At 45.8% G+C, this 25,246-nt stretch carries 18 protein-coding genes; 13 read left to right on the top strand and 5 right to left on the bottom strand.

Features of this window, described 5'->3' with window-relative positions:
* Window positions 1-416, bottom strand: a 416-nt coding sequence (locus tag RT269_RS13260; protein WP_313183255.1) for a M20/M25/M40 family metallo-hydrolase, incomplete at its 3' end; no start/stop codon positions are given.
* Between the two features lie 159 nt (window positions 417-575).
* Here RT269_RS13260 and RT269_RS13265 point away from each other — a divergent pair.
* From RT269_RS13265 to RT269_RS13310, 10 genes are all read left to right on the top strand, one after another.
* Entirely contained in the window at window positions 576-1,466 is an 891-nt protein-coding gene (locus RT269_RS13265; RefSeq protein ID WP_313183257.1) for a S8 family peptidase, read from the top strand.
* A gap of 479 nt (window positions 1,467-1,945) precedes the next feature.
* Window positions 1,946-3,040, top strand: coding sequence for a recombinase RecA (recA, locus tag RT269_RS13270; RefSeq protein ID WP_313183259.1), 1,095 nt, complete (start codon window positions 1,946-1,948; stop codon window positions 3,038-3,040).
* 65 nt (window positions 3,041-3,105) lie between these two features.
* A complete protein-coding gene (locus RT269_RS13275; RefSeq protein WP_313183261.1) occupies window positions 3,106-3,714 on the top strand; it encodes a regulatory protein RecX in 609 nt (202 codons plus the stop codon).
* A 143-nt stretch (window positions 3,715-3,857) separates the two neighbouring features.
* Window positions 3,858-5,399 carry a ribonuclease Y gene (gene rny, locus RT269_RS13280; protein WP_313183338.1) on the top strand — a complete coding sequence of 514 codons (1,542 nt, stop codon included), beginning with the start codon at window positions 3,858-3,860 and terminating at the stop codon, window positions 5,397-5,399.
* Between the two features lie 364 nt (window positions 5,400-5,763).
* Window positions 5,764-7,194: a D-alanyl-D-alanine carboxypeptidase family protein gene (locus RT269_RS13285; RefSeq protein ID WP_313183263.1), complete on the top strand. Its 1,431-nt coding sequence runs from the start codon at window positions 5,764-5,766 to the stop codon at window positions 7,192-7,194.
* Window positions 7,195-7,648: 454 nt separating this feature from the next.
* Window positions 7,649-9,166, top strand: a complete 1,518-nt coding sequence (arfA, locus tag RT269_RS13290; protein ID WP_313183264.1) for an arabinosylfuranosidase ArfA — start codon at window positions 7,649-7,651, stop codon at window positions 9,164-9,166.
* A 22-nt stretch (window positions 9,167-9,188) separates the two neighbouring features.
* Complete coding sequence (gene araA / locus RT269_RS13295) at window positions 9,189-10,682, top strand: L-arabinose isomerase (RefSeq protein ID WP_313183266.1); 1,494 nt, start codon at window positions 9,189-9,191, stop codon at window positions 10,680-10,682.
* Window positions 10,683-10,745: 63 nt separating this feature from the next.
* A complete protein-coding gene (locus RT269_RS13300; protein ID WP_313183268.1) occupies window positions 10,746-12,344 on the top strand; it encodes a xylulokinase in 1,599 nt (532 codons plus the stop codon).
* 28 nt (window positions 12,345-12,372) lie between these two features.
* Window positions 12,373-13,071, top strand: a complete 699-nt coding sequence (locus RT269_RS13305) for an L-ribulose-5-phosphate 4-epimerase (RefSeq protein WP_313183269.1) — start codon at window positions 12,373-12,375, stop codon at window positions 13,069-13,071.
* 10 nt (window positions 13,072-13,081) lie between these two features.
* Window positions 13,082-14,182, top strand: a complete 1,101-nt coding sequence (locus RT269_RS13310) for a GntR family transcriptional regulator (RefSeq protein WP_313183271.1) — start codon at window positions 13,082-13,084, stop codon at window positions 14,180-14,182.
* Here RT269_RS13310 and RT269_RS13315 read toward each other — a convergent pair.
* Window positions 14,179-15,492, bottom strand: a complete 1,314-nt coding sequence (locus RT269_RS13315; protein WP_313183272.1) for an MFS transporter — start codon at window positions 15,490-15,492, stop codon at window positions 14,179-14,181. The genes RT269_RS13310 and RT269_RS13315 overlap by 4 nt on opposite strands.
* A 169-nt stretch (window positions 15,493-15,661) precedes the next feature.
* Here RT269_RS13315 and RT269_RS13320 point away from each other — a divergent pair, with 169 nt between their 5' ends.
* Complete coding sequence (locus RT269_RS13320; RefSeq protein WP_313183274.1) at window positions 15,662-16,477, top strand: helix-turn-helix transcriptional regulator; 816 nt, start codon at window positions 15,662-15,664, stop codon at window positions 16,475-16,477.
* A 23-nt stretch (window positions 16,478-16,500) separates the two neighbouring features.
* On the opposite strand, the gene RT269_RS13325 is transcribed toward RT269_RS13320, so the two are convergent.
* Both RT269_RS13325 and RT269_RS13330 read right to left on the bottom strand, forming a co-directional pair.
* Window positions 16,501-17,346, bottom strand: a complete 846-nt coding sequence (locus RT269_RS13325; protein WP_313183276.1) for an AraC family transcriptional regulator — start codon at window positions 17,344-17,346, stop codon at window positions 16,501-16,503.
* Window positions 17,347-17,904: 558 nt separating this feature from the next.
* Entirely contained in the window at window positions 17,905-18,105 is a 201-nt protein-coding gene (locus tag RT269_RS13330) for a cold-shock protein (protein WP_313183278.1), read from the bottom strand.
* Between the two features lie 460 nt (window positions 18,106-18,565).
* Here RT269_RS13330 and RT269_RS13335 point away from each other — a divergent pair, with 460 nt between their 5' ends.
* Complete coding sequence (locus tag RT269_RS13335; protein ID WP_313183279.1) at window positions 18,566-21,634, top strand: glycoside hydrolase family 2 TIM barrel-domain containing protein; 3,069 nt, start codon at window positions 18,566-18,568, stop codon at window positions 21,632-21,634.
* A 137-nt stretch (window positions 21,635-21,771) separates the two neighbouring features.
* Here the strand turns inward: RT269_RS13335 and RT269_RS13340 are convergent, their stop codons facing one another.
* On the bottom strand, window positions 21,772-22,383 hold the full coding sequence (locus tag RT269_RS13340) for a recombinase family protein (RefSeq protein ID WP_313183282.1): 612 nt from the start codon (window positions 22,381-22,383) through the stop codon (window positions 21,772-21,774).
* Window positions 22,384-22,995: 612 nt separating this feature from the next.
* Between RT269_RS13340 and RT269_RS13345 the strand changes: the two genes are divergently transcribed.
* Complete coding sequence (locus RT269_RS13345) at window positions 22,996-25,215, top strand: methyl-accepting chemotaxis protein (protein WP_313183283.1); 2,220 nt, start codon at window positions 22,996-22,998, stop codon at window positions 25,213-25,215.
* The last annotated feature ends 31 nt before the right edge of the window (window positions 25,216-25,246 follow it).

Below are 25,246 nucleotides of genomic sequence, written 5' to 3' on the forward strand. Positions count from 1 at the left end.
CCGATGTAAACATAAGCATGGCTGGGGATTCTTCCGGAAGGCGCCTCCTCTGCCATGGCGGGAAAGGCGGGGAGGGCGCAGGCCAGTCCGGATTTCATGTCACAGGCTCCCCGGCCATAAATCCTCCCATTGATCACCTCCGCACCAAGAGGGTCGGTTGTCCAGCCGTCTCCAATGGTTACCGTATCCATGTGGCAGATATAAACAAGGGCAGGGTCGTCGATTTCTCCCTTTATTTTTGCCATGATATTATAACGGCCCGGCAGGACCTCTTTTTTGATGACAGGGACAGACAGGGAAGATAGCTGTTTAAAAATATATTCGGCTATATTTTTTTCGTATGCACCGGGATCCGTACTGTCGATGCGGATCAGGTTCTGTGTCAGCAAAGTGGCATCGGATCGATGATTTTCCATAATAATAATCTCCTTACTTGTTATTCTATATCCATTATAGGAACGGACAAGCAGAAAGTAAATGGTATTTGACTAAAATCTCCTTCGTATTTTTGAGGAAAAGAAACCACATGAGCCAAACCGGAATATCCTAATAAAAAAGGAATCAGGTAATGGACTGTGAATCATGTGAGAGAAGCAATACACTGTGATGCTGCCCGTCATTTGGGCTATACAGGGCGTGGGATTGGAGTAGCAGTTCTCGATACGGGGATTTATCTTCATGAGGACTTTGAACATAGAATGGCGGCTTTTGTAGATATTGTACACCGCAGAAGGGATACCTATGACGATAACGGCCATGGGACCCATATATCAGGAATCATCGGAGGCAACGGCACCGCTTCCGGAGGAATGTATATGGGCATTGCACCAGAGTGTCATATCATTATGCTTAAGGTATTGGATAAAAAAGGGAACGGCTATGCTTCCGATGTGCTGGCCGGACTTAAATGGATTCGTGATAATAGAGAAAGGTATGGGATCAGGATTGTAAATATTTCTGTTGGTTCCTTTTCAAAAAAGGGGATGACGGAGAATTCTGTTCTTGTGCGTGGAGTAAATGCGGCGTGGGATGACGGGCTGGTGGTCTGTGTTGCCGCAGGAAACATGGGACCGGGCATGAATACGATCACCACCCCGGGAATCAGCCGGAAGGTGATTACCGTGGGGTGCTCAGATGACTATAAAGAGGTCAATGTAATGGGAAACCGGATGATCGACTATTCCGGAAGAGGTCCCACAGGTGCCTGCATCTGCAAGCCGGAAATCATCGCTCCGGGGGCAGGGATTATCAGCTGCGCCAACGAATCAGGGCAATACCTTGCCAAAAGCGGAACCTCAATGTCGACACCCCTGGTTTCAGGGGCGATTGCGCTTCTTCTTCAGAAATATCCATATTTGACCAACCGGGATGTGAAACTGATGTTAAGAGAGCGGGCAGTGGATCTGGGGCTTCCCATAAATCAGCAGGGCTGGGGGATGCTTGATGTGGAGAGGCTTTTGATGTAATAGAAGAACGTATGAATATGATCAGGGCTTCTACGGGAAAGTTTGGCCCGTGGAGGCCCTGATATTGTTATGCAGCGGTGTATCACCTACGGGTCTATCCCTCGAAAACCGACCAAAGGCTTACCGTGTTTACCTGGATTATTTTGGGAATCGCTCAGTATTTTCCTGAATTATGCAGGAGTCTTCGATATACCGTATGATGTGGCCTGATTCGGATTAACATTATTACAAAATAGTACTTGCACCTCCATCCCTCCTATGCTATAGTAAATAAGCAGTAAGAAAGCAGCTTGTCCTCTCTTCAACTTTCAGGCATTTCGCCAAAACTTCCCTATTGGATTCATTAAAATGAAATTTTTGCTGTATCAGGAGTGTGATGCATATTGAGCTCAGAAGTATAAAATTCTGGTTGACATTTGCCCGGAAATATACTATGATAATAAACAGAAAAAGAACATTTGTTCGCATCGGAGGATAATATGAATAAAGATGATAAGCTAAAGGCGCTTGATGCCGCCCTTACTCAGATAGAAAAGGCATATGGGAAAGGCTCTGTTATGAAGCTGGGCGACTCAGGCACGAATATGAACGTTGAGACCATACCTACGGGTGCATTGAGCCTTGATATTGCACTTGGCCTGGGCGGAATACCAAAGGGAAGGGTTGTGGAGGTCTACGGACCGGAATCCAGTGGTAAAACGACGGTTGCCCTACATATGATCGCAGAGGTTCAGAAGAGAGGCGGCATCGCAGGATTTATTGACGCGGAGCATGCCCTTGATCCTGTTTACGCCAAGAATATTGGAGTGGATATTGATAACCTTTACATTTCCCAGCCGGATAACGGGGAGCAGGCATTGGAGATCACGGAAACCATGGTTCGGTCCGGTGCCGTTGATATTGTAATCGTGGACTCGGTCGCAGCGCTTGTGCCAAAGGCCGAAATCGAAGGTGATATGGGCGATTCCCATGTGGGGCTTCAGGCGCGTCTGATGTCTCAGGCTCTTAGAAAGCTGACGGCCGTCATCAGCAAATCCAACTGTATCGTTCTCTTTATTAACCAGCTTCGTGAGAAGGTGGGAGTAATGTTTGGAAGCCCTGAGACTACCACAGGAGGACGTGCCCTTAAGTTCTATGCGTCTGTCCGCCTGGATATCCGTAAGATCGAGACCTTAAAGCAGGGCGGAGATATGGTAGGTAACCGGGCCCGTGTAAAGGTAGTAAAGAATAAGATTGCACCGCCATTTAAGGAGGCGGAATTCGACATCATGTTCGGCAAAGGTATTTCCAAGGAAGGAGATATCCTGGATCTGGCGGTGAAAGAGAATATCGTGGAAAAGAGCGGAGCATGGTTTGCTTATAATAATGTCAAGATCGGCCAGGGACGAGAGAATGCCAAGATTTATTTTCAGGACAATCCGGCAGTTTGCCTGGAGGTAGAGAACAAGGTCCGTATAAAGTATGGGCTTCATGAAGAAAGCGGTGTAGCACCGGAGAGTGCTGGTTCAGCTGCCACTAAGGAAAGCAAGAGAATCAAGGCAGAAGAAAGCAAGGGCGAAACTCCCAAGGAGTAATTTCAGCAAGGTTTTGACCAGCGGATTCATGAACGCTGGGAAAATAGTTAAAATAAGGGGCCTATATGACAGTTGTGGAAATCGTGCCCGTTGATAAACGCAGGAGTAAAGTCATTCTGGATGAAGACTTTACTCTTGTCCTTTATCGAGGGGAAATCAGAAAATTTGGGATAGAGGAAGGAAAGCCGCTTTCCGAAGAAACTTATCAGGAGATCCTACGGGATGTTTTGTTTAAAAGGGCCAGGGAAAGGGTCCTTTTTCTTCTGAAATCCTCAGATAAGACGGAACAGGAACTGAGACGGAAATTAAAAGACGGAGGGTATCCGAAAGAGGCAGCCGATTACGCCATAGAATTTTTAAAAGAGCATAACTTTATCAACGATGAGAACTATGGCCGCAGATACGTGGAATTTAATTCAGAACGGAAAAGCGGGCGGCAGATTCAGTACGAGCTGCAGAAAAAGGGACTGGACAAAGAGGTGATCCAGGAGATACTCAGAGAACAGCCAGTGGATGAAGAGGCCCAGATACGGGCCTATGTGAAAAAGAAGCGCATAAAAGCGGAGGAAATGGACTTTAAGGAACGGGGAAAAATGATGGCTGCCTTGGGTAGACGAGGTTTTTCCTACGATGCAATAAGCCGTGTTTTAGGCGGTATTTATAGTGAATACTGACAACAAGGAAAATGTGTATAAGTATACCTGAAACAGGGGCGAAATACTTGACATAATGTATAAAACAGTTTAAAATTGTAGTGTTGTATTGTTGTACAATGAAAATCTAATAAGGAGGTGCTCCTGTGTCAGTATCAGTATTCATGGCTATATTGATTGCAATTGTAGTATCAGTAGTAGTTGCTTTTATTGCCTGGTCTGCTGCCATCACGTATCGTAAAAATGCTTACGAAACCAAGATAGGCACTGCGGAAGAAAAATCCCGGGAAATAATAGATGAAGCATTAAAGACCGCTGAGACAAAGAAGCGCGAAGCTCTCCTTGAGGCAAAAGAAGAGTCTTTAAAGACTAAGAATGAACTGGAGAAGGAAACCAGGGAAAGAAGAGCTGAGCTTCAACGTTATGAAAGAAGAGTATTAAACAAGGAAGAAAACCTGGACAAGAAGTCCGAGGTTATGGAAAAACGAGAAGCAGGTCTGGCTGCTCGCGAGGACGCCCTGAATAAGAGAAACACCGAAGTGGAATCTCTCTATGAAAAAGGCATACAGGAACTGGAAAAAATTTCTGGACTTACCTCCGAACAGGCAAAAGAATATCTTTTAAAATCTGTTGAAGATGACGTTAAACATGACACTGCGAAATTAATTAAGGAACTTGACAACAAAGCAAAAGAAGAAGCCGAAAAAAAGGCGAAGGAATATGTGGTTACAGCCATTCAAAGATGTGCTGCAGACCATGTGGCAGAAACTACGGTTTCAGTCGTGCAGCTTCCCAACGATGAGATGAAAGGAAGAATTATCGGAAGGGAAGGCCGTAACATCCGTACGCTAGAGACCCTTACGGGCGTGGAACTCATTATTGATGACACCCCTGAGGCTGTTGTATTATCCGGATTCGATCCGGTTCGTAGAGAAGTAGCCAGAATCGCGTTGGAACGCCTTATTGTGGATGGACGTATTCATCCTGCAAGAATTGAAGAGATGGTGGAAAAGGCACAAAAAGAGGTAGAAACCAATATGCGTGAAGAAGGAGAAGCCGCTGCCCTTGAAGTGGGCATTCACGGACTTCATCCGGAACTCATCAGATTGCTTGGCAAGCTGAGATACAGAACAAGCTACGGTCAGAATGCCTTAAAGCATTCCATTGAGGTGGCCCAATTGTCAGGGCTGTTGGCCGGAGAGATCGGTCTTGATATCCGCATGGCCAAGCGTGCCGGTTTACTACATGACATCGGAAAAGCCGTTGACCATGAGATGGAAGGTTCTCATATTCAGCTGGGTGTGGAGTTATGTAAGAAATATAAGGAGTCTGCAATCGTGCTGAACACTGTGGAATCACATCATGGCGATGTTGAACCACAGAGCCTTATCGCTTGCATTGTCCAGGCAGCAGACACGATATCTGCCGCAAGACCTGGAGCAAGAAGAGAGACTCTGGAGACATATACAAACAGATTAAAACAGTTAGAAGATATTACCAATTCCTTTAAGGGAGTGGACAAGTCCTTTGCCATTCAGGCAGGACGCGAAGTTCGGATTATGGTAGTTCCGGAGCAAATTAACGATGACGACATGGTGCTTTTAGCCCGTGATATTTCCAAGAAGATTGAAGAATCTCTGGAATACCCGGGACAGATCAAGGTCAATGTGATCCGGGAGTCCAGAGTTACAGATTACGCGAAGTAATTATTTAGAATGAGATGATAAATGCCCTAAAACCGTAGAAAGCTAGTATTTCTGCGGGTTTGGGGCATTTTTAAATTGAGTTTTTCTTTAGGGGAAAGAAGCCTGAATTTCATTTCTTGATTCATTCGATCACAATAAGACCAAATAAAGGCAATATAGTTCTAAATGTTTTTCTTGAATATAGCAAAGATTTGATGTATTATAATATAAATGCCCTTTTTCAGATTGGACTAAGGTCAGTAAGATACTTATAGTTAAAAATCTAGGGGCAAGTGATAGATTGTGCGAAGTAATATAATGCCTTAAAACCGTATAATAATCTGAATGCGGCTTTAAGGCATATTTCATGTCAGGAGGATGATACGTGAATCGGAGGATAAAAGTACTGATTAGCTGCATATTGGTCAGCCAGCTGTTTCTAATGACTGTATATGCGAAACCGGACTGGCCGTCTGATACGGGCATCCAGGCGGAAGCCGGGATTGTAATAGACGGGGATTCAGGGGCCGTCATATTTGGCCAGAATATCCATGCCCCTTATCCGCCAGCCAGCATAACAAAGATTTTGACTGCTCTTATTGTTTTAGAGAACGCGAAACTTGACGACATGGTGACCTTTTCAAAGGATGCCATTTACAATGTGGAAGAGGGCAGCGGCAATAAATTAAATGTAGATACAGGAGACCAGATTTCTGTGGAAGACTGTCTCTATTCTCTGATCCTTCATTCCTGCAACCAGGCAGCCAATGCTCTGGCGGAGCATGTGGCCGGCAGCAGAGAAGGATTTGTAAACATGATGAATGAAAAGATCAAGGAGCTTGGCTGTACAGAAAGCCATTTTGACAACCCGTCAGGGCTTAATGGAGACACCCAGTATGTGACTGCCTATGATATGGCACTCATAGCAAAGGCTGCTTACAGCAATAAACAGCTTGTGGAGATCAGCTCCGCAATCAGCCATAATATCCCTCCCACCTCCAATAATCCAGAGGGGCTTACCATTTACAACGAGCATCGTCTGGTAAAAACCAAGGATACAAAGAGTGAATTTTATTGTCCGTCAGCAGTGGCAGGAAAGACTGGATATCTAATTAAAGCAGGAAATACCCTTGTGACCTATGGGGAGCAGGATGGAAAAAGGCTTATCTCCGTCATATTAAAGGGAAGCCCAAAGCAATATTTTATCGATGGCAAAACTCTTTTGGAATTTGGCTTCAGCCGTTTTGAAAACTTCCCTGTTACAGGGAATGAAACCAGCTATATATCAGGGGAAGATCCTGTTGAAATTAAGGGGACATCTTATAAACCCTCTGATTTGGAATTGGAACCGGACAGCGTCATAACCCTTCCCAAAGGAGCCGAGTTCTCCCAGGCAGATAAGACTCTTGTAACAGAGCTTCCGGAAGGAAGTCCAAAAGGGGCGGTTGCCATGATCCAATATACCTACAATGACAGAAAGGTGGGTCAGGCCTACTTAATGGAAAAGAAGGGCCCGGAACCGACAACCCAGGAATCGGAACAGGGATCCACAGATGCAAAGCCTGTGGAATCGGAAACAAATTCAAACGGCAATAAAAAGTCATCTGAAAATAAGGGAAGCAGAGTGCTTACGATAGCAGGAATTGCTGCTTTTCTTGGACTGGCAGGCGGTGGAACCGGATTTTTCATTTATAAGAAAAAGAAAGAGGCCAGAGAGATTGCTCTCAGAAGAGAAGAGAGAAGGCGGCGATTAAAAGCTGAAGGGTCAGAAGAAGCGTTTGAAAAGATTTTAAAACAACGCCGGAATAAAAAATAAATATAAGTATAAAAGAAAATGAAAAGGACCAGCTGGGGAAGCTGGTCCTTTTTCGGAGAAGGTATTTCGTTTCTTATGGGGTGTAGCAAAAACTATATAATGTATTGGGGGGGGGTTACATTTATTAATATAACTCATTTTTCTGAAAAAGTGTCAACAAACATTCATGAATTTTAAAATTAAAATTGTGCATTTTAGCTCCATTTATTCTGCGGATTGTGGAAAAAATATAGAAAACCAGAAAGAACATGTGTATTCATTGTGCGTTCTCTCTTCAGACCCTTAAGGGATATTTTTGTAAAACCTGCCTTCTTGTGGTAAAATACATAAAAACAACTTGTGCAATGGTGCGTACAAGTAATAGATTATAGTTAGAGGATATTTTGTCACTCTTATAAAAAGGTATTTGGAACATAACATGTGTGGTTTATGAAAGAAGGGCGGGATCATATCAATGGAGTTTCACAAAGTAAAAATGGTAATTGACAGGGAGTATCCCATTGCACAGGTCGATGAAAGAATCTATGGCTCTTTTATAGAGCATCTGGGGCGGGCTGTGTACGACGGGATTTACTGTCCGGAACATGTATCTGCTGATGAAAATGGCTTCCGGGATGATGTGAAGGAACTGATCCGGGAATTAAATGTTCCTATCATCCGGTATCCTGGAGGCAACTTTGTATCTGGCTTTAACTGGGAGGACAGCGTAGGCCCTTTCAATGATCGGCCCAGGCGTCTGGATCTGGCCTGGCGAAGTCTGGAAGAGAATAAGGTCGGCCTAAATGAATTTACAACATGGGCCAGAAGTGCAGGCGCTGATGTAATGATGGCTGTAAACTTAGGAACCAGAGGGATTGCAGATGCATGCAATCTGCTGGAATACTGCAATCATCCCGGCAACAGCAAATACAGTGATTTAAGGATCAGCCACGGTTATAAAGAGCCTCATAACATAAAGACCTGGTGCCTGGGAAATGAGATGGATGGTCCATGGCAGATCGGACATAAGACCATGGAGGAATATGGGCGTCTGGCAGAAGAGACGGCAAAGGCCATGAAGATCATTGACCCTGACATTGAACTGGTTGCCTGCGGAAGTTCATACTTAGCCATACCTACGTTCCCGGACTGGGAGGCAGTGACTCTGCAGCATACCTATGACTATGTGGATTACATATCCATGCACCAGTACTATGGGAACCAAAAGGGGGACAGCCAGGATTTTCTTGCTTCCTCCGATGATATGGATCAGTTTATCCGCACCGTCATTGCCACCTGTGATTTTGTAAAGGCCAAAAAGAGGGGCAAAAAGGATATTAAGATCAGCTTTGATGAGTGGAATGTCTGGTATCACTCCAATGCGGCGGATGACGACATCACGAAAAACCACCCATGGCAGGTCGCACCTCCTATGCTGGAGGACATTTATAACTTTGAAGATGCTCTTTTGGTAGGCCTTATGCTTATTACCCTGTTAAAGCATGCGGACCGGGTGAAGATGGCATGTCTGGCCCAGCTTGTAAATGTGATCGCGCCCATTATGACGGAAGCCAAAGGCGGAAAGGCATGGAGACAGACAATCTTTTATCCATTCATGCATGCTTCCAGATATGGACGGGGAACAGCCCTTGCCCCGGTCATCAGTACGCCAAAGTTCCATACGTCAGCCCACGAAGATGTGACTGCGGTAGAAGCTGTGTCCGTATACAATGAGGTACTTCATGAGGTGACCATTTTTGCGGTGAACAGGGATCTTAAAACGGATGCTGAATTGACCGCGGATGTGAGGAGCTTTGAAGGATACCGGGTTTTGGAGCATGTGGTTTTGGAAAGCGATGATTTGAAAGCGGAGAACGGGCCTTTTTGCCAACGGGTGGCTCCGAAGCAGACCAGTCAGTCTGCGCTGGATGGCGGTATCATGACAAGTACTCTGCACAAGGCGTCATGGAATGTGATCCGTCTTGGAAGATAATGAAAGAGAGGGACAGGAAAACATGGTGAAAAAAGAATATAAATTTTGGTTTGCAACAGGCTCTCAGGATCTTTACGGTGAGGAATGCTTAAGAAATGTGGCGGAGCATTCCAGGATCATCACGGAAAGGCTGAACGCATCCGGAGCGCTTCCCTATGAGGTGATTTTAAAACCGGTGCTGATTGATAATACCTCCATACGCAGGCTGTTTCATGAGGCTGACACCCATGAGTCCTGCGCTGGTGTGATTACCTGGATGCATACCTTTTCTCCTGCTAAGTCCTGGATTTTAGGACTTCAGGAGTACCGGAAGCCTTTGCTTCATCTGCACACCCAGTTTAACAGGGAGATTCCCTACGATACCATTGACATGGATTTCATGAATGAGAACCAGTCGGCCCACGGCGACCGGGAATTCGGACATATGGTCACCAGAATGGGGATTCCGAGAAAGGTGATCGCAGGTCATTGGGATGATGAAGGGGTCCAGAGGCGGATAGGTTCCTGGATGCGGACTGCAGTGGGAATTATGGAAAGCAGCCATATCCGCGTGGTCCGGGTTGCGGACAATATGAGAAACGTGGCGGTTACTGAAGGGGATAAGGTTGAAGCCCAGATGAAATTTGGCTGGGAGATCGATGCCTATCCAGTCAATGAAATCGCAGACTATGTAAAGGATGTGGCAGCAGGTGATATTTCTTCCCTGGTAGAGGAATATTACAGCAGATACGAAATTTTAACGGAAGGCATGGACCATGAGGAGTTTAAGGCCCATGTGGCAGTTCAGGCGCAGATCGAGCTGGGCTTTGAGCGGTTTTTAAAGGATAAGGATTATCAGGCAATAGTCACTCATTTTGGGGATTTAGGCTCTTTAAAACAGCTTCCCGGCCTTGCCATCCAGCGCCTGATGGAAAAGGGCTATGGCTTCGGGGCGGAAGGAGACTGGAAGACAGCTGCCATGGTGCGCCTGATGAAGATCATGACCGAAGGGGCAAAGGATGCAAAGGGAACTTCCTTTATGGAAGATTACACCTACAACCTGGTTCCCGGCAAAGAAGGGATCTTACAGGCCCATATGCTGGAGGTTTGCCCCACCATCGCCGATGGAACGGCAGGCATCAGGGTAAATCCGCTGTCCATGGGAGAGAGGGAAGCTCCTGCGCGCCTTGTATTCACGGCAAAGGAAGGAAAGGGGATAGCAACATCCCTGATCGATCTGGGCAGCCGTTTTCGCTTGATTATCAACACCGTAAACTGTAAAAAGACGGAAAAGCCCATGCCAAAGCTTCCGGTTGCCACTGCATTCTGGACACCTGAGCCTAACCTTGCCACAGGAGCGGAAAGCTGGATTTTAGCCGGCGGCGCCCACCATACGGCCTTTACCTATGATCTGACGGCAGAACAGATGGGGGACTGGGCGGAAGCTATGGCAATTGAAGCTGTTTTCATTGATGAAAAAACCACCATCAGGGATTTAAAAAATGAATTGAGATGGAATTCCATGGCATATCGTTAAATAAATAACAGAAACCGTCCTTAAGGAAAAAAGGGGGCGGACATAATTCAGGAGGGGTTTCAAATGATGGAAAAACTTATAGGAGCAGCCATCCGGGAAGGGAGAACCGCTCTGGGAATAGAGCTTGGCTCCACACGAATTAAAGCCGTACTGGTAGATGAAGAGCATAATCCCATTGCTTCCGGCAGCTATGACTGGGAAAACCAGTATATAGACGGCGTCTGGACCTATTCCATTCCGGATATATGGGAAGGAGTAAGGGAAAGCTATAAAAACATGGCAGAGGAGGTGAAAGAGAGGTATGGGGAAACTCTTACCACCATTGGAGCCATCTGTTTTTCTGCCATGATGCATGGGTACATGGCATTTGACAAAGAGGGGGAGCTGCTGGTGCCTTTTAGGACCTGGAGAAATACCATGACAGAAGTGGCTTCGGAAAAGCTGACGGAGCTGTTCTCCTTTCAAATTCCCCAGCGATGGAGCATTGCCCACCTATATCAGGCAATCCTTAACCAGGAAGAGCATGTGCCGGAAATTGATTACCTGGTTACCCTGGAAGGCTATGTCCACTGGAAGCTGACGGGAGAGAGGGTCCTTGGCATCGGAGACTGTGCAGGGATGTTTCCCGTGGACTGCGCCGCAAAGGATTTTAATAAGCGCATGATAGAACAGTTTGATGAGCTGGTTGCTCCCCGGCAGTTCCCCTGGAAGCTTCGGGATATTATGCCAAGGGTGCTGACGGCAGGAGAGAGGGCAGGGACCCTGACCGGGGAAGGGGCACGGCTTCTTGATGCCAGCGGGAACTTAAAGCCTGGAATTCCCCTTTGCCCGCCGGAAGGTGATGCCGGGACAGGGATGACGGCTACCAACAGCGTGGCAAGAAGAACCGGCAATGTATCCGCCGGAACCAGTGTGTTCGCCATGGTGGTGCTGGAAAAAGAGCTTTCCAGAGTCTATCCGGAAATCGATATAGTCACCACTCCTGCCGGCGATGCGGTAGCAATGGTTCACTGCAACAACTGCACCTCAGATTTAAACGCCTGGGTTTCCCTGTTTGAGGAATTTGCGGTCGCGGCGGGAATGAAAATCGACAGAAATACCCTGTTTTCCACTCTTTACCAGAAGGCGCTGGAAGGAGACAAAGATGGGGGAGGCATGCTTTCCTACGGCTATTTGTCCGGAGAGCACATCACCCATTTTGAAGAGGGAAGGCCTTTGTTTGTCCGGACACCGGAAAGCCGGTTTAATCTTGCAAACTTTATGAGAGTCCATCTTTATACAGCTTTGGGAGCATTAAAGATGGGAATGGATATCCTCTTTGAGGAAGGAGTCCGTCTTAATGTGCTTTTGGGCCATGGAGGACTTTTTAAGACTAAGGGAGTGGGACAGAGGATCATGGCTGCCGCCCTGGGCGTTCCAGTTTCCGTCATGGAAACAGCCGGGGAAGGAGGAGCCTGGGGAGCCGCACTTTTAGCCTCTTACATGCTTAAGAAGGAGGAGGGGGAATCATTGGATCATTACCTGGCTGAAAAGGTATTTAAAGATGACGGGGGGACCAGAATGGAGCCTGATCCTGAGGATGAAGCAGGTTTTCAGGCTTTTATGGAACGGTACAGAAACGGACTTTCCATTGAACGTGCTGCGGTAAATAACTTGAAATAATACGGAAAGCAAAAAGGAGGAAGCTGACATGCTGGAAGAACTGAAAAGGATTGTATACGAGGCAAACATGGAATTGCCCAGAAGGGGACTTATCACTTATACCTGGGGAAATGTCAGCGGAATTGACCGGGACCAGGGGCTTTTCGTGATTAAGCCCAGCGGGGTGGATTATAAAGAGCTGACGCCTGAGGATATGGTGGTCATGGACCTTGACGGTAATCAGGTGGAAGGAAAGCTTAAGCCTTCCTCTGATACAGCCACCCATCTGGAGCTTTATAAGGCATTTAAGGAAATAGGAGGGATCGTTCATACCCATTCCCCCATGGCTACATCCTGGGCCCAGGCTGGAAGGGCCCTCCCCTGCTATGGAACCACCCATGCGGATTACTTTTACGGGGAGATCCCATGTGCCAGAAATCTCACGGAGAAAGAGACCCGGGACGGGTATGAGAAGAATACGGGAGCCGTGATCATTGAAACCTTTAAGGGAAGGAATCCCATGCATGTTCCGGCAGTTTTGTGCAAAAACCATGGACCATTTACCTGGGGGACCGATGCAGCAGGTGCGGTCCACAATGCCGTTGTGCTGGAAGAAATCGCAAAGATGAACCTTATGACGGAACTGTTGAATCCTTCTGTTTTACCGGCGCCCCAGTGTATGCAGGATAAACATTTTATGCGCAAGCATGGGCCCAATGCATATTACGGCCAGAATAAAGAATCATAAGGAGCCCTATATGGCGGAGGACAGCGGAAAAGCAAAGTATTATCTGTTAATGGAAGAACTGAAAAAGGATATTATTTCAGGTAAGAGAAAGCCGGGCGACCGGCTGCCTTCGGAAAATGAACTGTCGGCCTCCTGTCATGTAAGCCGCCACACGGTGAGAAAAGCAATTTCCATTCTGGAACAGGAGGGATTTATTACGGCAGAACATGGCCGGGGAACCTTTGTTTCCAGAAAGGCGGGAGGAAAAAAGGGATCAGGAAATATCGCGGTCATTACCACCTATTTGTCGGATTATATTTTTCCGCGGCTGATCCAGGGAATCGACAGTGTACTCACGGCAAACGGTTACAGCATTATACTGAAAAATACGGGAAACAGCAGGTTTAAGGAAAGCAGATGTCTGGAAGAGATCCTTGAAAAGGACATTGACGGGCTCATCATAGAGCCAAGCAAAAGTGAGATCATGTGCGGCCATAAGGGGCTTTATGAGAAATTGGACTTTTACCAGATCCCCTATGTATTCATTCAGGGCTGTTACGCCCACATGATGAACAAGCCACATATCCTGATGGACGACTGTATGGGTGGGTATCTGGTGACAAAGCATCTGATCCAATTAGGGCATAAGTACATCTTGGGAATATTCAAGGCTGATGACAGCCAGGGAAGGGACCGGCACAAAGGCTATGTAAAAGCTCTTCAGGAGGCGGGATTTTCTTATGATCCGGATATGGTTGTCTGGTTCCACACCGAGGACCGGACGTCAAAGCCATCAGGCGCCTTAAGGCTTAAGCTGGAAGATGGAGTGTTAATTGACGGAATCGTCTGCTACAATGACCAGATTGCCTTCGAGGTCATGAAAACCATTGAAAAGAGCGGGCGTTCCGTGCCTGAGGATATTTCTGTAACAGGCTATGACAATTCCTTTATCGCAGAAAATGGGATTGTGAAGCTGACCACCATCGCCCACCCCCAGGAGCGGCTGGGGGCTATGGCGGCGGAGCTTCTTATAGAAAAAATGAACAATGTACCTGATGAAGAAAGCAGAGTGGAGCGGATCTTAAAGCCGGAGCTGATCATCCGGGAGTCCTGCAAAGACCGGCGGATTTAAAGGGAGACAGACCGAAGTCTTCCCATGTAAAAAACGCATCCCAGGATCAGGGTCCCGGAAAGAAGGAAGAGCAGCTGCATTCCGGTTATGGGAAGTCCCCCTATTTCCAGGGTAGGAAACACCCTGAGAAGGAAGGCTCCAAGAAGGGTGGAAAGAAAGCCGCAAAGCCCTGCATAGGATGAATTGGAGCTGACATAAAGCACCCGTTTCTCCGCAGGAGCATAGTGATACTGAAGGTTAAAGACGGATATGGCAATGCCTCCCCAGGCAGCGCCGGACAATGCCTGTAAAATAGGCTGAAGGGTATAGCAGGTTTCCGGGGTCATGAAAAGCCAGCTGGCATGGACAAGTCCCAGCATTCCCATGGAGCAGCGGGCTGCCAAAAGCCAGGAAGTAGCATCGGCCAGACGTCCCCAGAGCCATGCCGCCAAAACCCGGACGGTTGAGGAAATAAGGCCTAAAAAGGTAATGTATGTATAATCTAACTTAAGTCCTGTAACCATGTATACGCTGAAAAAGGGTCCTGCGATCTGAAGGGCCAGGTTCCAGAACATATAGGTAAGCATGACCTTCCGGTACTCCTTATCGGCCAATGGCTTCCATAATGCATCCTGGAGCTTTTGGCGTTGGGGAAGGCTTTCCGGTTCACTGATAGAGGAGAGGCACCAGAAATCCATACAGGCGACGAAAAAGACTACAGTTCCTACCACCAGAAATCCGGTCTGTTCCATGGAAAAGCTGCGGAACCGGTCCATGACCCAGCCCATGGTCAGACTTAAGATGGTGGAAAAGGCAAAAGCAAAGGAGTCCTTTTTTCCCAGATAGTTTCCCCTCATGTGTTGGGGAACAAGCTGCAAGATCCAGTTCCCGGTCCCGGTTCCAATAAAGGCTCCAAAAAAATGAGCGACTCCATAAATAGTGATTGCCGCTGCCAGGCGAAGTCCGGGATTTCTAATAAACAGAGGCACAAAAAAGACGGAAGCCAGAAGGAGCCTGTGAATAAAAGAGAAACTGGAAATCAGGCATTTTTTCCGGCAGAGGCTTTCCAGAAGGATGGAGGAAAACATCTGGAGAGTACAGAGAAGTACCGGGATCGAACCGATGATCCCATTTATGGAGTCCGTGGCTCCCAGTGAGTTGGCATAGCCGGAGAGAAATGCTCCGGTGGTCAGTGTAACGATTCCATTGGCGCAGCAGCCCTCTGCAATAAAGAGCCTTCTGCCTTTGGTAAAATCTGCTTCTGTCATAGTTGTTCCGCTGAAATAAGTGCGGGACACTTTTTCTTTTAAGAGTAATACTGCTTCAATCATTGAACATCCGTGACATATCTGCCACAATCCCCTTTTCTTTTTGTTAGATATCTGATATTCTGTTTTTAAAGGTTTTCCTCTCTCTATATTGCCAGTATAATGGAAGGGATACAAGAGGAAAAAGAAGCGAAAAACTGGAGGATTCCGACCGGGGTGACAGGAGGAAACTATGGAACATTACTTAAATTTAAAGGCCGTACTTCCGGTGAGGGCGTTAAATGCAGGATATCTGGTGACAGGCGGAAAGGGACGCCATGCAGACCGGGTCATGGACTCTTTTGAGATCATCTATGTAAATTCCGGGATCCTGGGGATTGCCGAAGAGGACATAACATATAACGTGGAGGAAGGGGAAGCGCTGATTCTGTTTCCCGGAAGGCATCACTGGGGGACAAGAGAGTTTGAGGAAGATTTGAATTTTTACTGGCTTCATTTTCATCTGGAAGAAGAGGCCGTGAGGATTGGACGGGATATTATGTCCCTTCCTCAGCTCATCCGTATCAGAAAGCCGGAGCAGTTTGAGGAACTTTTCCGCCGTTTTATCAAACGGCAGGATGTCTTCAGGGGCGACCGGACCATCTTAAATCTGGTGCTTTTAGAGCTGCTGTGTGAGCTCAGCGACTCCCTTTCACCAATGGAAGTGACCGGGCAGAAAGTGCTTTTGGCAAACCAGGCGGGACAGTATATCAGGAATCATTTCGAAGAGCCTTTATCCTCTTCCATACTGGCCGATAAGCTGGATTGCAGCCCGGATTACCTGGGACGGGTCTACAATGCGGTCTATGGGAAGACTCTTACGGAGGGGATCCACGAGGCAAGGCTTAATAAGGCGTGCAGAATGCTCATAGAGACAAACCAGACAGGAAATGAAATTGCCTACCAGTGTGGATATCAGGATGTGGATTATTTCAGAAGGATCTTTAAAAGGTATATGGGAATAACGCCAAAGGAATACCGACAGACTTATCGTCTGGTGGGAAGATAAAAAAAGCGGCAGGGGAGGAGCGCTCACCTTGCCGCTTTTCTGTATTCTGCGGGAGAAGTACCGGTTTGTTTTTTAAAGATGCGGCTGAAATATAAGGGATTGTCATAGCCGACGATGCTGCCGATTTCCCCGATGCCGTAGTCCGTGCTTTCAAGCAGCTCCTGTGCTTTTTTCACCCGGATGGAGGTTAAGTACCTGCGGGGAGGCATTCCTGTGTACTGCTTAAAGCTGCGGATAAACCAACAGGTGCTCATATGAAGCTTTTTGGCATAAAGATCGATTTCAATATCTGCAGATAAGTTCTCATGAAAATAATGGACCGTTTTTTCCATTTCTTTCTGAATTTCTGTTTTCTGAAATCCCCCTTCCTCCCTTTGCCGCTTAAGAAGAAGGAAAAGCTGCATGAGATGAAGGGCCGCCAGTTCCTCAAAACAGGGGCGGGGGAGCTGGAGTTCCCGGATTATGGCAAGGAATAACTCCTGGTATCTGGAAGAAACACCGGTGTATAGGATCCGGCTGTTATCAAAACCTGCCTGTGCGGTAAATTCCCTGGCTTCTTTGCCTGTAAAATGAAGCCAGAATACCTCCGGCTTGTCTTCCAGATAATAGGCGTACTTCTGGGGTTCGCCAGGTTTATAAATCACCATATTTCCGGCAGGAATTTCTACGGTCTCATTTTGGATGGAAAACCATGCTTTTCCTGATGCGATGTATAAAAGCTGGTAATCAGGGCGTCCCAATGGCCGTATGGTGGACATGACCGGGTGGGTGATCAGGCGGTAGACGCCGCAGCAGTTTGCCTTAAGAGGAATCGAATTGTCCTCCAGCTCATCGTCTGTCAGATTCATATAGCCTGTGTTGGTGTACATATCTAGTCTCCTTTGTTTATTTACGGGAAGGCAATGAGTCAAAGTTATACTGGCTTGATCTTTGGGACTGCTGTTTGGGGTTGGCAGTAACGTAAGTCCGCGGTGCAGCGGGCGGATCCTGGGACCGCTCACTCATTGCTTTCGTGAACAGTTTATACGTTATCGGCAAAGATTTCAATGATAAATTATATTATTATTTATATATGGAGTTATTTTGAATTAGCGATAAAAACTCTATGATAAAAATAGAGAGTATGCAGTAAAGTTCCGGGGGATTTTTTAACGATATTTGATAGAGCAGATAGAATGGAAATATAGTGGATCAGTTAACTGAAAAATATTATTTTTTATATAGATTAAGATATTCGGACGCTGTTAAAATGAAACTATAGGTTGAGCCAGCAGGGAATATAATAATAAACCCTGCTGACTTAGCTGTAATAATTAAATATTGCTCTGACTTTTTAATATACAGATTGTTGGTACATATTCACTTTATCAATTTGGTATTTGATGCAAATGGATAGGCTAGATGTGATTAATTAATACGGTAGGAGATTATGCGATGTGAACATTAACAGCCTGAAGGCCGCGATTGCCTGTGGTTGTTTCAAAAATAACTGACTGGCCATCTTCTAATGCTTTGAAACCTTCCATAGCAAGACCTGAGAAATGAACGAAAATATCATTACCTTCTTCATCGCAGATAAAACCGAACCCCTTTTGTGCATTAAACCATTTTACTGTACCTTTTTTCATGAAAGATACCTCCTTAAAATTATATTGTATTCCTCTAAAAGCAAAAATCGCATATACTTGTAAATCATCAATAGAATAATGACTTACAAATATATGCGAAATCAAAACTTTATTTAAAATACTGATTTAGTGTAACACGGTATTACAAGGAAGTCAAGCAGAAGTTTATAAAGAAAGGAAGAATAGATTGAGAAAATCATCATAAGAGCGCTGGGATCAGTAGGCTATAGTGCAGAGGAGAATCTGGCAGAGACCGCGATAGCAGTACCTCAAAAGAGGTTACGAGTGATCGTTATTGAGGTTAAATCACATAAGTCGTGGTTTTAAACGGAAAAGTACGTATATATAGGAATTTGTAAAACCACCAGTATCATTTTGTGCATAGTTTGTCTAATTGGAGATATGGATTTTCTATCCTTTCATTTTATAATAAAGGTAATAAACGAAGGAGGGATCAACCATGATCGTACCCAAACATTATGAAAATCTCCACTTGCTTCATGAAAATACTATGCCAAACAGGTCCTACTACATACCTGCTTCCCAGGCGCGTTTTGACCTTGTGGAGCACAGGGAAAATTCTGACCGGTTTAAGCTCTTAAACGGGACATGGAAATTCTGCTATTTTGACAGCATTTATGATGTAAAAGAGGAGTTTTTCCAGGAAGGCTATGATACCGGAAATTATGATGATATCCCGGTTCCCGGCTGTTTCCAGAACTATGGATATGACAGGCACCAATATACCAATATCCGCTACCCCTTCCCTATGGATCCGCCCTATGTCCCGGCTGAAAATCCCTGCGGTGCTTATGTCCGCCATTTTGTCTATGAAAGGGATGAGAATGCTCCCAGAGCTTATTTAAATTTTGAAGGCGTGGATTCCTGCTTCTATGTGTGGCTCAACGGAAGCTATGCAGGATACAGCCAGGTATCCCATTCCACCAGCGAGTTTGATGTGACAGGCCTGATCCGTGAGGGGGAAAATACCTTAGCGGTCCTTGTTTTAAAATGGTGCGACGGAAGCTACTTAGAAGATCAGGATAAATTCCGCATGACCGGCATTTTCCGGGATGTGTATCTTTTAAAAAGGCCGGAAGAGGGAATCTTTGATTATTTTTTCACAACCTCCCGGGAAGAGAATCAGGCTCATATCCAGGCAGCAGTCACCTTTCTTGGGAAAGATGTTCCAATAAAGGCGCTGGTATATGGTCCCCAAGGGGAGCTGGCCGCCAGCCAGGAAGGAACCCCGCAGGATGGCAGACTTCTTTTGACCATAGATAATCCGGTGCTTTGGAATGCAGAGCAGCCTTACCTTTATACCATTGTTCTGGAATGCCAGAATGAGGTGATCGTGGACCGCCTGGGAATCAGGGAAATCACCGTAAAAGACGGAGTGGTTTATTTTAACGGGGAAAAGATCAAATTCCATGGTGTCAACCGCCATGACAGTGATCCGGTGACAGGGTCTGTCATCAGCCTGGAACAGATGAAAAAAGATTTAAGGCTCATGAAGGAGCATAATGTCAATGCCATCCGCACCAGCCATTATCCGAATGGGCCTCAGTTCTACCAGCTGTGCGATGAGTACGGTTTCTATGTCATTGACGAGGCCGACAATGAGAGCCACGGTACCAACTCCATCTACATGGAGGACTGTTCCATAGAGGCTGTGCATGGCCGCTGGAACCGGGCAATTGCAGATAATCCGGAGTTCACCCAGGCCACGGTTGACCGCACGCAGCGTTTGGTGCAGCGGGATAAGAACCGGTCAAGTGTCGTGATCTGGTCCATGGGAAATGAATGCGCCTATGGCTGCACCTTTGAAGCCGCTCTGGCCTGGACCAAAGCCTTTGATCCTTCCAGGCTCACCCACTATGAAGCGGCCCGTTACCGTGACCGGAGCAAGACCTATGATTTTTCTGATCTGGATTTATACAGCCGCATGTATCCGAAGCTGGAAGAAATTCATGAATACATTGGAAGAAATACCGGAAAGCCTTTTATCCTTTGTGAGTACAGTCATGCCATGGGCAATGGACCGGGGGATCTGGAAGATTATTTTAAGGTGTTTGACCAGTACGACCAGGTCTGCGGCGGTTTTGTCTGGGAGTGGTGTGACCATGCCATCGATCAGGGAAGGACCTTGGATGGAAAACCCATGTACCTTTATGGAGGAGATCACGGCGAGTATCCTCATGACGGCAATTTCTGCATGGATGGCCTGGTATACCCGGACAGAAGACCTCACACCGGTCTGATGGAATTTAAAAATGTGTACCGTCCGGCAAGGTTTGTTTCCTATGACCAGGAAAAGAAGGAGCTGGTGATTCAAAACCGCATGGATTTTATCGGTTTGAAGGATTACGCGGTTATTGAGTATGAGCTGACTTGTGACGGAGCGGTCACCGCAAAGGGAATCCTTAAGGACGAAGATGTGCCGGAAATAAAGCCTCATTGCACAGGCAGTCTGACTTTGGATTTTGAGGTTCCTCAAAAGGGAAAATGTTATCTGAAGGTTCAGTATTTATTAAAGCAGAATACTGCCCTTTTAAAAGCCGGAAGCCTATTGGGATTTGAGGAAATACTCCTTGAAAATGAAGATATGAGAAACCAGACCGGGGTTTGCCTGTTAAAAGGACAGGAGACAAATGACGAGGAAAGGACATGCCCCGCGATCCGGGAAGATGACCGTTATCTTTATATAGATGGTACAAACTTTGCCTATACCTACAACAAGCTGACCGGCTGTTTCCAGGATATGGTGTTTGAAAACAGGACTCTTCTGGAGCGCCCCATGGAATATAACATCTGGAGAGCACCAACGGATAATGACAGATATATAAAGAATAAGTGGATGGCGGCCCATTATGACCGGGCCATATCCAGGGCTTATGAAACCTCTTATGAGTTAAAGGATGGGCAGGTGGAAATTAGGACCGTACTGTCTGTTACTGCGGCTGTGATCCAGAGAATATTAATGATTGAGGCATTGTGGACCGTCGGAAACGATGGGATTTTGAATGGAAAGCTGGATGTGAAGAGGGATATGGAATTTCCAGAGCTTCCTAGGTTTGGCCTTCGCCTTTTCCTTCCAAAGGGCATGGATCAGGTGACCTATTATGGCCTGGGTCCGGTGGAAAACTACCTGGATAAGAGAAGAGCAAGCTATCACGGGTTATTTACTGCTGGGGTAAAGGAAATGCACGAGGACTATTTAAAGCCTCAGGAGAACGGAAGCCGGAGCGACTGTGATTTTGTAACAGTAAAAGGAGGGGGAGTTTTCCTCTCGGCAGCCTCAGAACGGACATTTTCTTTTAATGCATCGGTTTATACCCAGGAGGAGTTGACAGAAAAAGCCCATAATTATGAGCTGGCAGCCTCTGGCTATACGGTCCTTTGCCTGGATTACCGCCAGGACGGGATCGGGTCTGCAAGCTGCGGACCGGAACTTCGGAAAGAATACCGGTTTGATGAAGAGGAATTTGTTTTTGAAGTGAGACTGATTCCTGAGAAGGCGGATATCTGACTGCCGTTTGACTGGATCGGTCAAGTGAGGGACCCGTATTTCCACAGATGTGAATAGAAAACTGTGTTTGTATGACCAGGCAGGATCGTTGATGAAAAGCAGCGGTTCTGCCTGTTTTATGTCCTATAGGGACTGCTTTAAAAAGTCTTTGTATCTGACTTGTGTTTTTTGATCATTGTCCGAAACTGGCTGACAGTGATGCCTAACTCCTTGCTTGCGGTTTCAAGGGTATAGATGCGCTGCTGCCATTTTTCGTAAACCGGGTAAAATTCATCAGGAATGGGGGTGGGAAATCGGCCCAGATGCTTTCCCTGGGCTTTTGCAATGGCGATCCCCTCCGCCTGACGCTGTTTGATGTTTTCCCGCTCCGCCTGTGCTACATAGGAGAGGAGCTGTAAGACAATGTCGGAAATCAGGGTGCCGATCAGATCTTTATTAGTTCTTGTATCCAGAATGGGCATATCCAGAATCACAATATCAGCTTTTCTGGCTTTCACGATTTCCCGCCACTCTTCCTGTATGTCATCGTAATTTCTTCCCAGACGGTCAATGCTTTTTACAACAAGAACATCTCCTTCTTTTAATTTTCTTTTTAACTTTTGATATTGGGGCCTGTTAAAATCTTTTCCTGATAATTTATCGCAAAATATGTTCTTGTCAATAATGCCCCAGCGCAGAAGCTCTACCTTTTGCCGTTCTGTGTTTTGTTCTAATGAGGAGACCCTCATGTATCCATAAAAATTTTTCATTAAAATAACCTCCTGTCATTCTTAATTATGGCATGAGGTCAAGAGATTATTCTACTATATTAGTATTTAAGAAAACAAAAGCCTGCAGGTCAAAATATAAAAATGAAAACAAATAAATAAGAAATACTTGTTCTACCGGGGATTTCTGCTTATAAAATGGGAATTGCAGCAGTAGATCATTTGATAAAAAGGTACACCTTTTTATCAAATATAAACGGCCTAAAAATACTACGTTTATTATAAGCACTATTTCGACAAAATACAACATATTTCACACATATTATACTTATTCTCTTTACATTTTGCCAGTGATAGCAAGGTGTACCTTTTTGTTATTGTACTGTAATCATTAGGACGGCCAGTAATGCTTACGGCCGGAGGCGGGAATCTTTCCGTTTAAATCCAAATATAAGCAGATAAGAAAAATGCGCAAATTAAGGGAGGAACACAAATTTTATGACAGGGGGGAGATGTAAAATTGGAAGGATTCAAGAAGAAAAGCAATTTATACGTATGTGTAAACATGTGTGTTTCACCGCGTCAAAGGCAGGAGAGACAGACCTGAGCATTGATGGCAGAACTTTATAATAATAATCATATGAGGAAAAACACATGAAAATTGGAAAAGGAAACATACAGAGGAATAAATACAAGAAAATTTCAGAGAAAATTGCAATCGTGATCACAGCGGCATTGTTTGTGGTTTTTGCTATTTTAAGTATTATAGTCGTCAGTCTTTCAGGCAATGAAACCAGTACAGCGGTTCGTTCTGAGCTTACAAATTTGGCGCACGCAAATGGAAACCAGGTACAGGCGATCCTGGATGCAGCATCTAAACAGGCAGCAGCAATGCAGGATTATATCGAAAAGACCTATAACCAGGAAACTGCGGTTATCTCTTCTGCCGATGACGTCAAGGTAAAAAGCGCAGTGTATCACACGGAAATGTCTGATCTAAGCATTGAGGTAGAAAATTATTTGATTAACAGCATGTGCTCTGCCGTTGTGGCAGATGAGGATATCGTTGGGTTCGGAATCTTTTTTGAGCCTGGCAAGCTCGATAAAAGCATAGAGGATTATGGGTTTTATGTGAATGGTGAGGATGCCGTCAATAAAAAAGCGCAGCCTTTTGGAAAATACAGTGATTACAGTGATAAGGAATATTATAAAACTGTGAAAGAAACCGGCAAGTCTTATTTTACAAAGCCTTACGAATATCAGGGCACTACCATGATCACTGCCGCATATCCCGTTATGAATAAAGATGAGTTCCGGGGAGTGATTGCAGCTGATATTGATGTCGGTCATTTTAATAAAATCACCACTTCCTCCGAAGATTATAAAACACTTTACGTTGGTATTCTTACGGAAGATTTTACCACAGCTTACGACAGTAGATTTGCTGAAGACATTGGCCATAATCTCTCTGAATTTTTAAAAAATCCAGAAGAAATGAAGAAGGTTACCGATGGAGCAGCTTCGGGAAAAGCTTTTTCCTGTACCACGGTCCTTGAGGATGGACATAAAGTATCCCGGTTTTTCTACCCCATTGATGTGGAAGGAACCCATTGGTGGGCACAGACGGCATTGGATACCTCTGACTTAAATAAAGACATCGAAATATTAACGGCTACAATTGTGACTGTTTCTGTTTTGTCACTTGTGGCTGTGGTCGCCATTGTTATCCTTGTTTTAAAGAAGGCGCTGAAGCCGATTAACGGTGTGGTTTCTGCCGCTGCTGAGATCGCTGCCGGTAATCTTTCAATACAGGTTGATGCACAAAGCAATGATGAGATCGGGATTCTTTCCAGAACCTTTATGGACATGGCGGAAAACTTAAGGTCTATCATTCAGGACATAAAATACTTATTAGAGGAAATGAGCGAGGGGAATTTCAGGATCGATACAAACTATGAGGAAAAGTACATCGGCGATTATCAGGAGATACTAATTGCCATGAGAACCATTAACTGCAATTTAAGCGAAACCCTTGCGGAAATTAATACAGCCTCTGATCAGGTTTCGGCAGGAGCGGGGCAGATGTCAGACGGCGCACAGACTTTAAGCCAGGGAGCGGCAGAGCAGGCAAGCTCCGTGGAAGAACTTACGTCCAACATTACCGAAATTTCCCAACGGATCAAAAATAATGCGGACAATGCCCGGCAGGCAAGCCGCTTATCGGAGGAATCAGGAGAGGAGGTTGCACAAAGCAACCAGCAAATGCAGCAGCTGATGAAAGCAATGGCGGAAATCACCGATACCTCTCGGGAGATTGGTAAAATTATCCACACCATTGATGACATTGCCTTCCAAACGAACATTCTGGCTTTAAACGCCGCTGTGGAAGCGGCCCGTGCCGGCGAAGCAGGCAAGGGATTTTCTGTGGTGGCGGATGAGGTGCGAAACCTTGCAGGAAAATCGGCTGAGGCTGCAAAAAACACTACGGCACTGATTGAAAGCGCGGTGGAGGCAATTGAGAAGGGCAGGTTACTGGCCGATCAAGCTGCCGGCTCTTTGCTTGATGTAGTGGATACATCTAAGAGCGTGGATGAAAGAATCCGGCAGATAGCAAAAGCTTCCGAGGAAGAGTCTTATGCGGTTACTCAGATTGCAGCAGGACTTGAACAGATTTCATCAGTGGTACAAACCAACTCCGCAACATCAGAAGAAAGCGCGGCTGCAAGCGAGGAGCTTTCGGGACAGGCACAGATGTTAAAGAATCTGGTGAGCAGATTTAAGCTAAGAGATTCAGGCGAAAGGATTGCAGCTCATAGGGCCTTAAACACAGCCATAGAACCGTCTGATGATTATGCGACCGGCGGTAAATATTAATAGAAATACTCTGACAGCAGTGCCGGTGCCT

Origin of the sequence: Lacrimispora sp., from assembly GCF_032078915.1 — a bacterium.
Lineage (GTDB): Bacteria > Bacillota > Clostridia > Lachnospirales > Lachnospiraceae > Lacrimispora.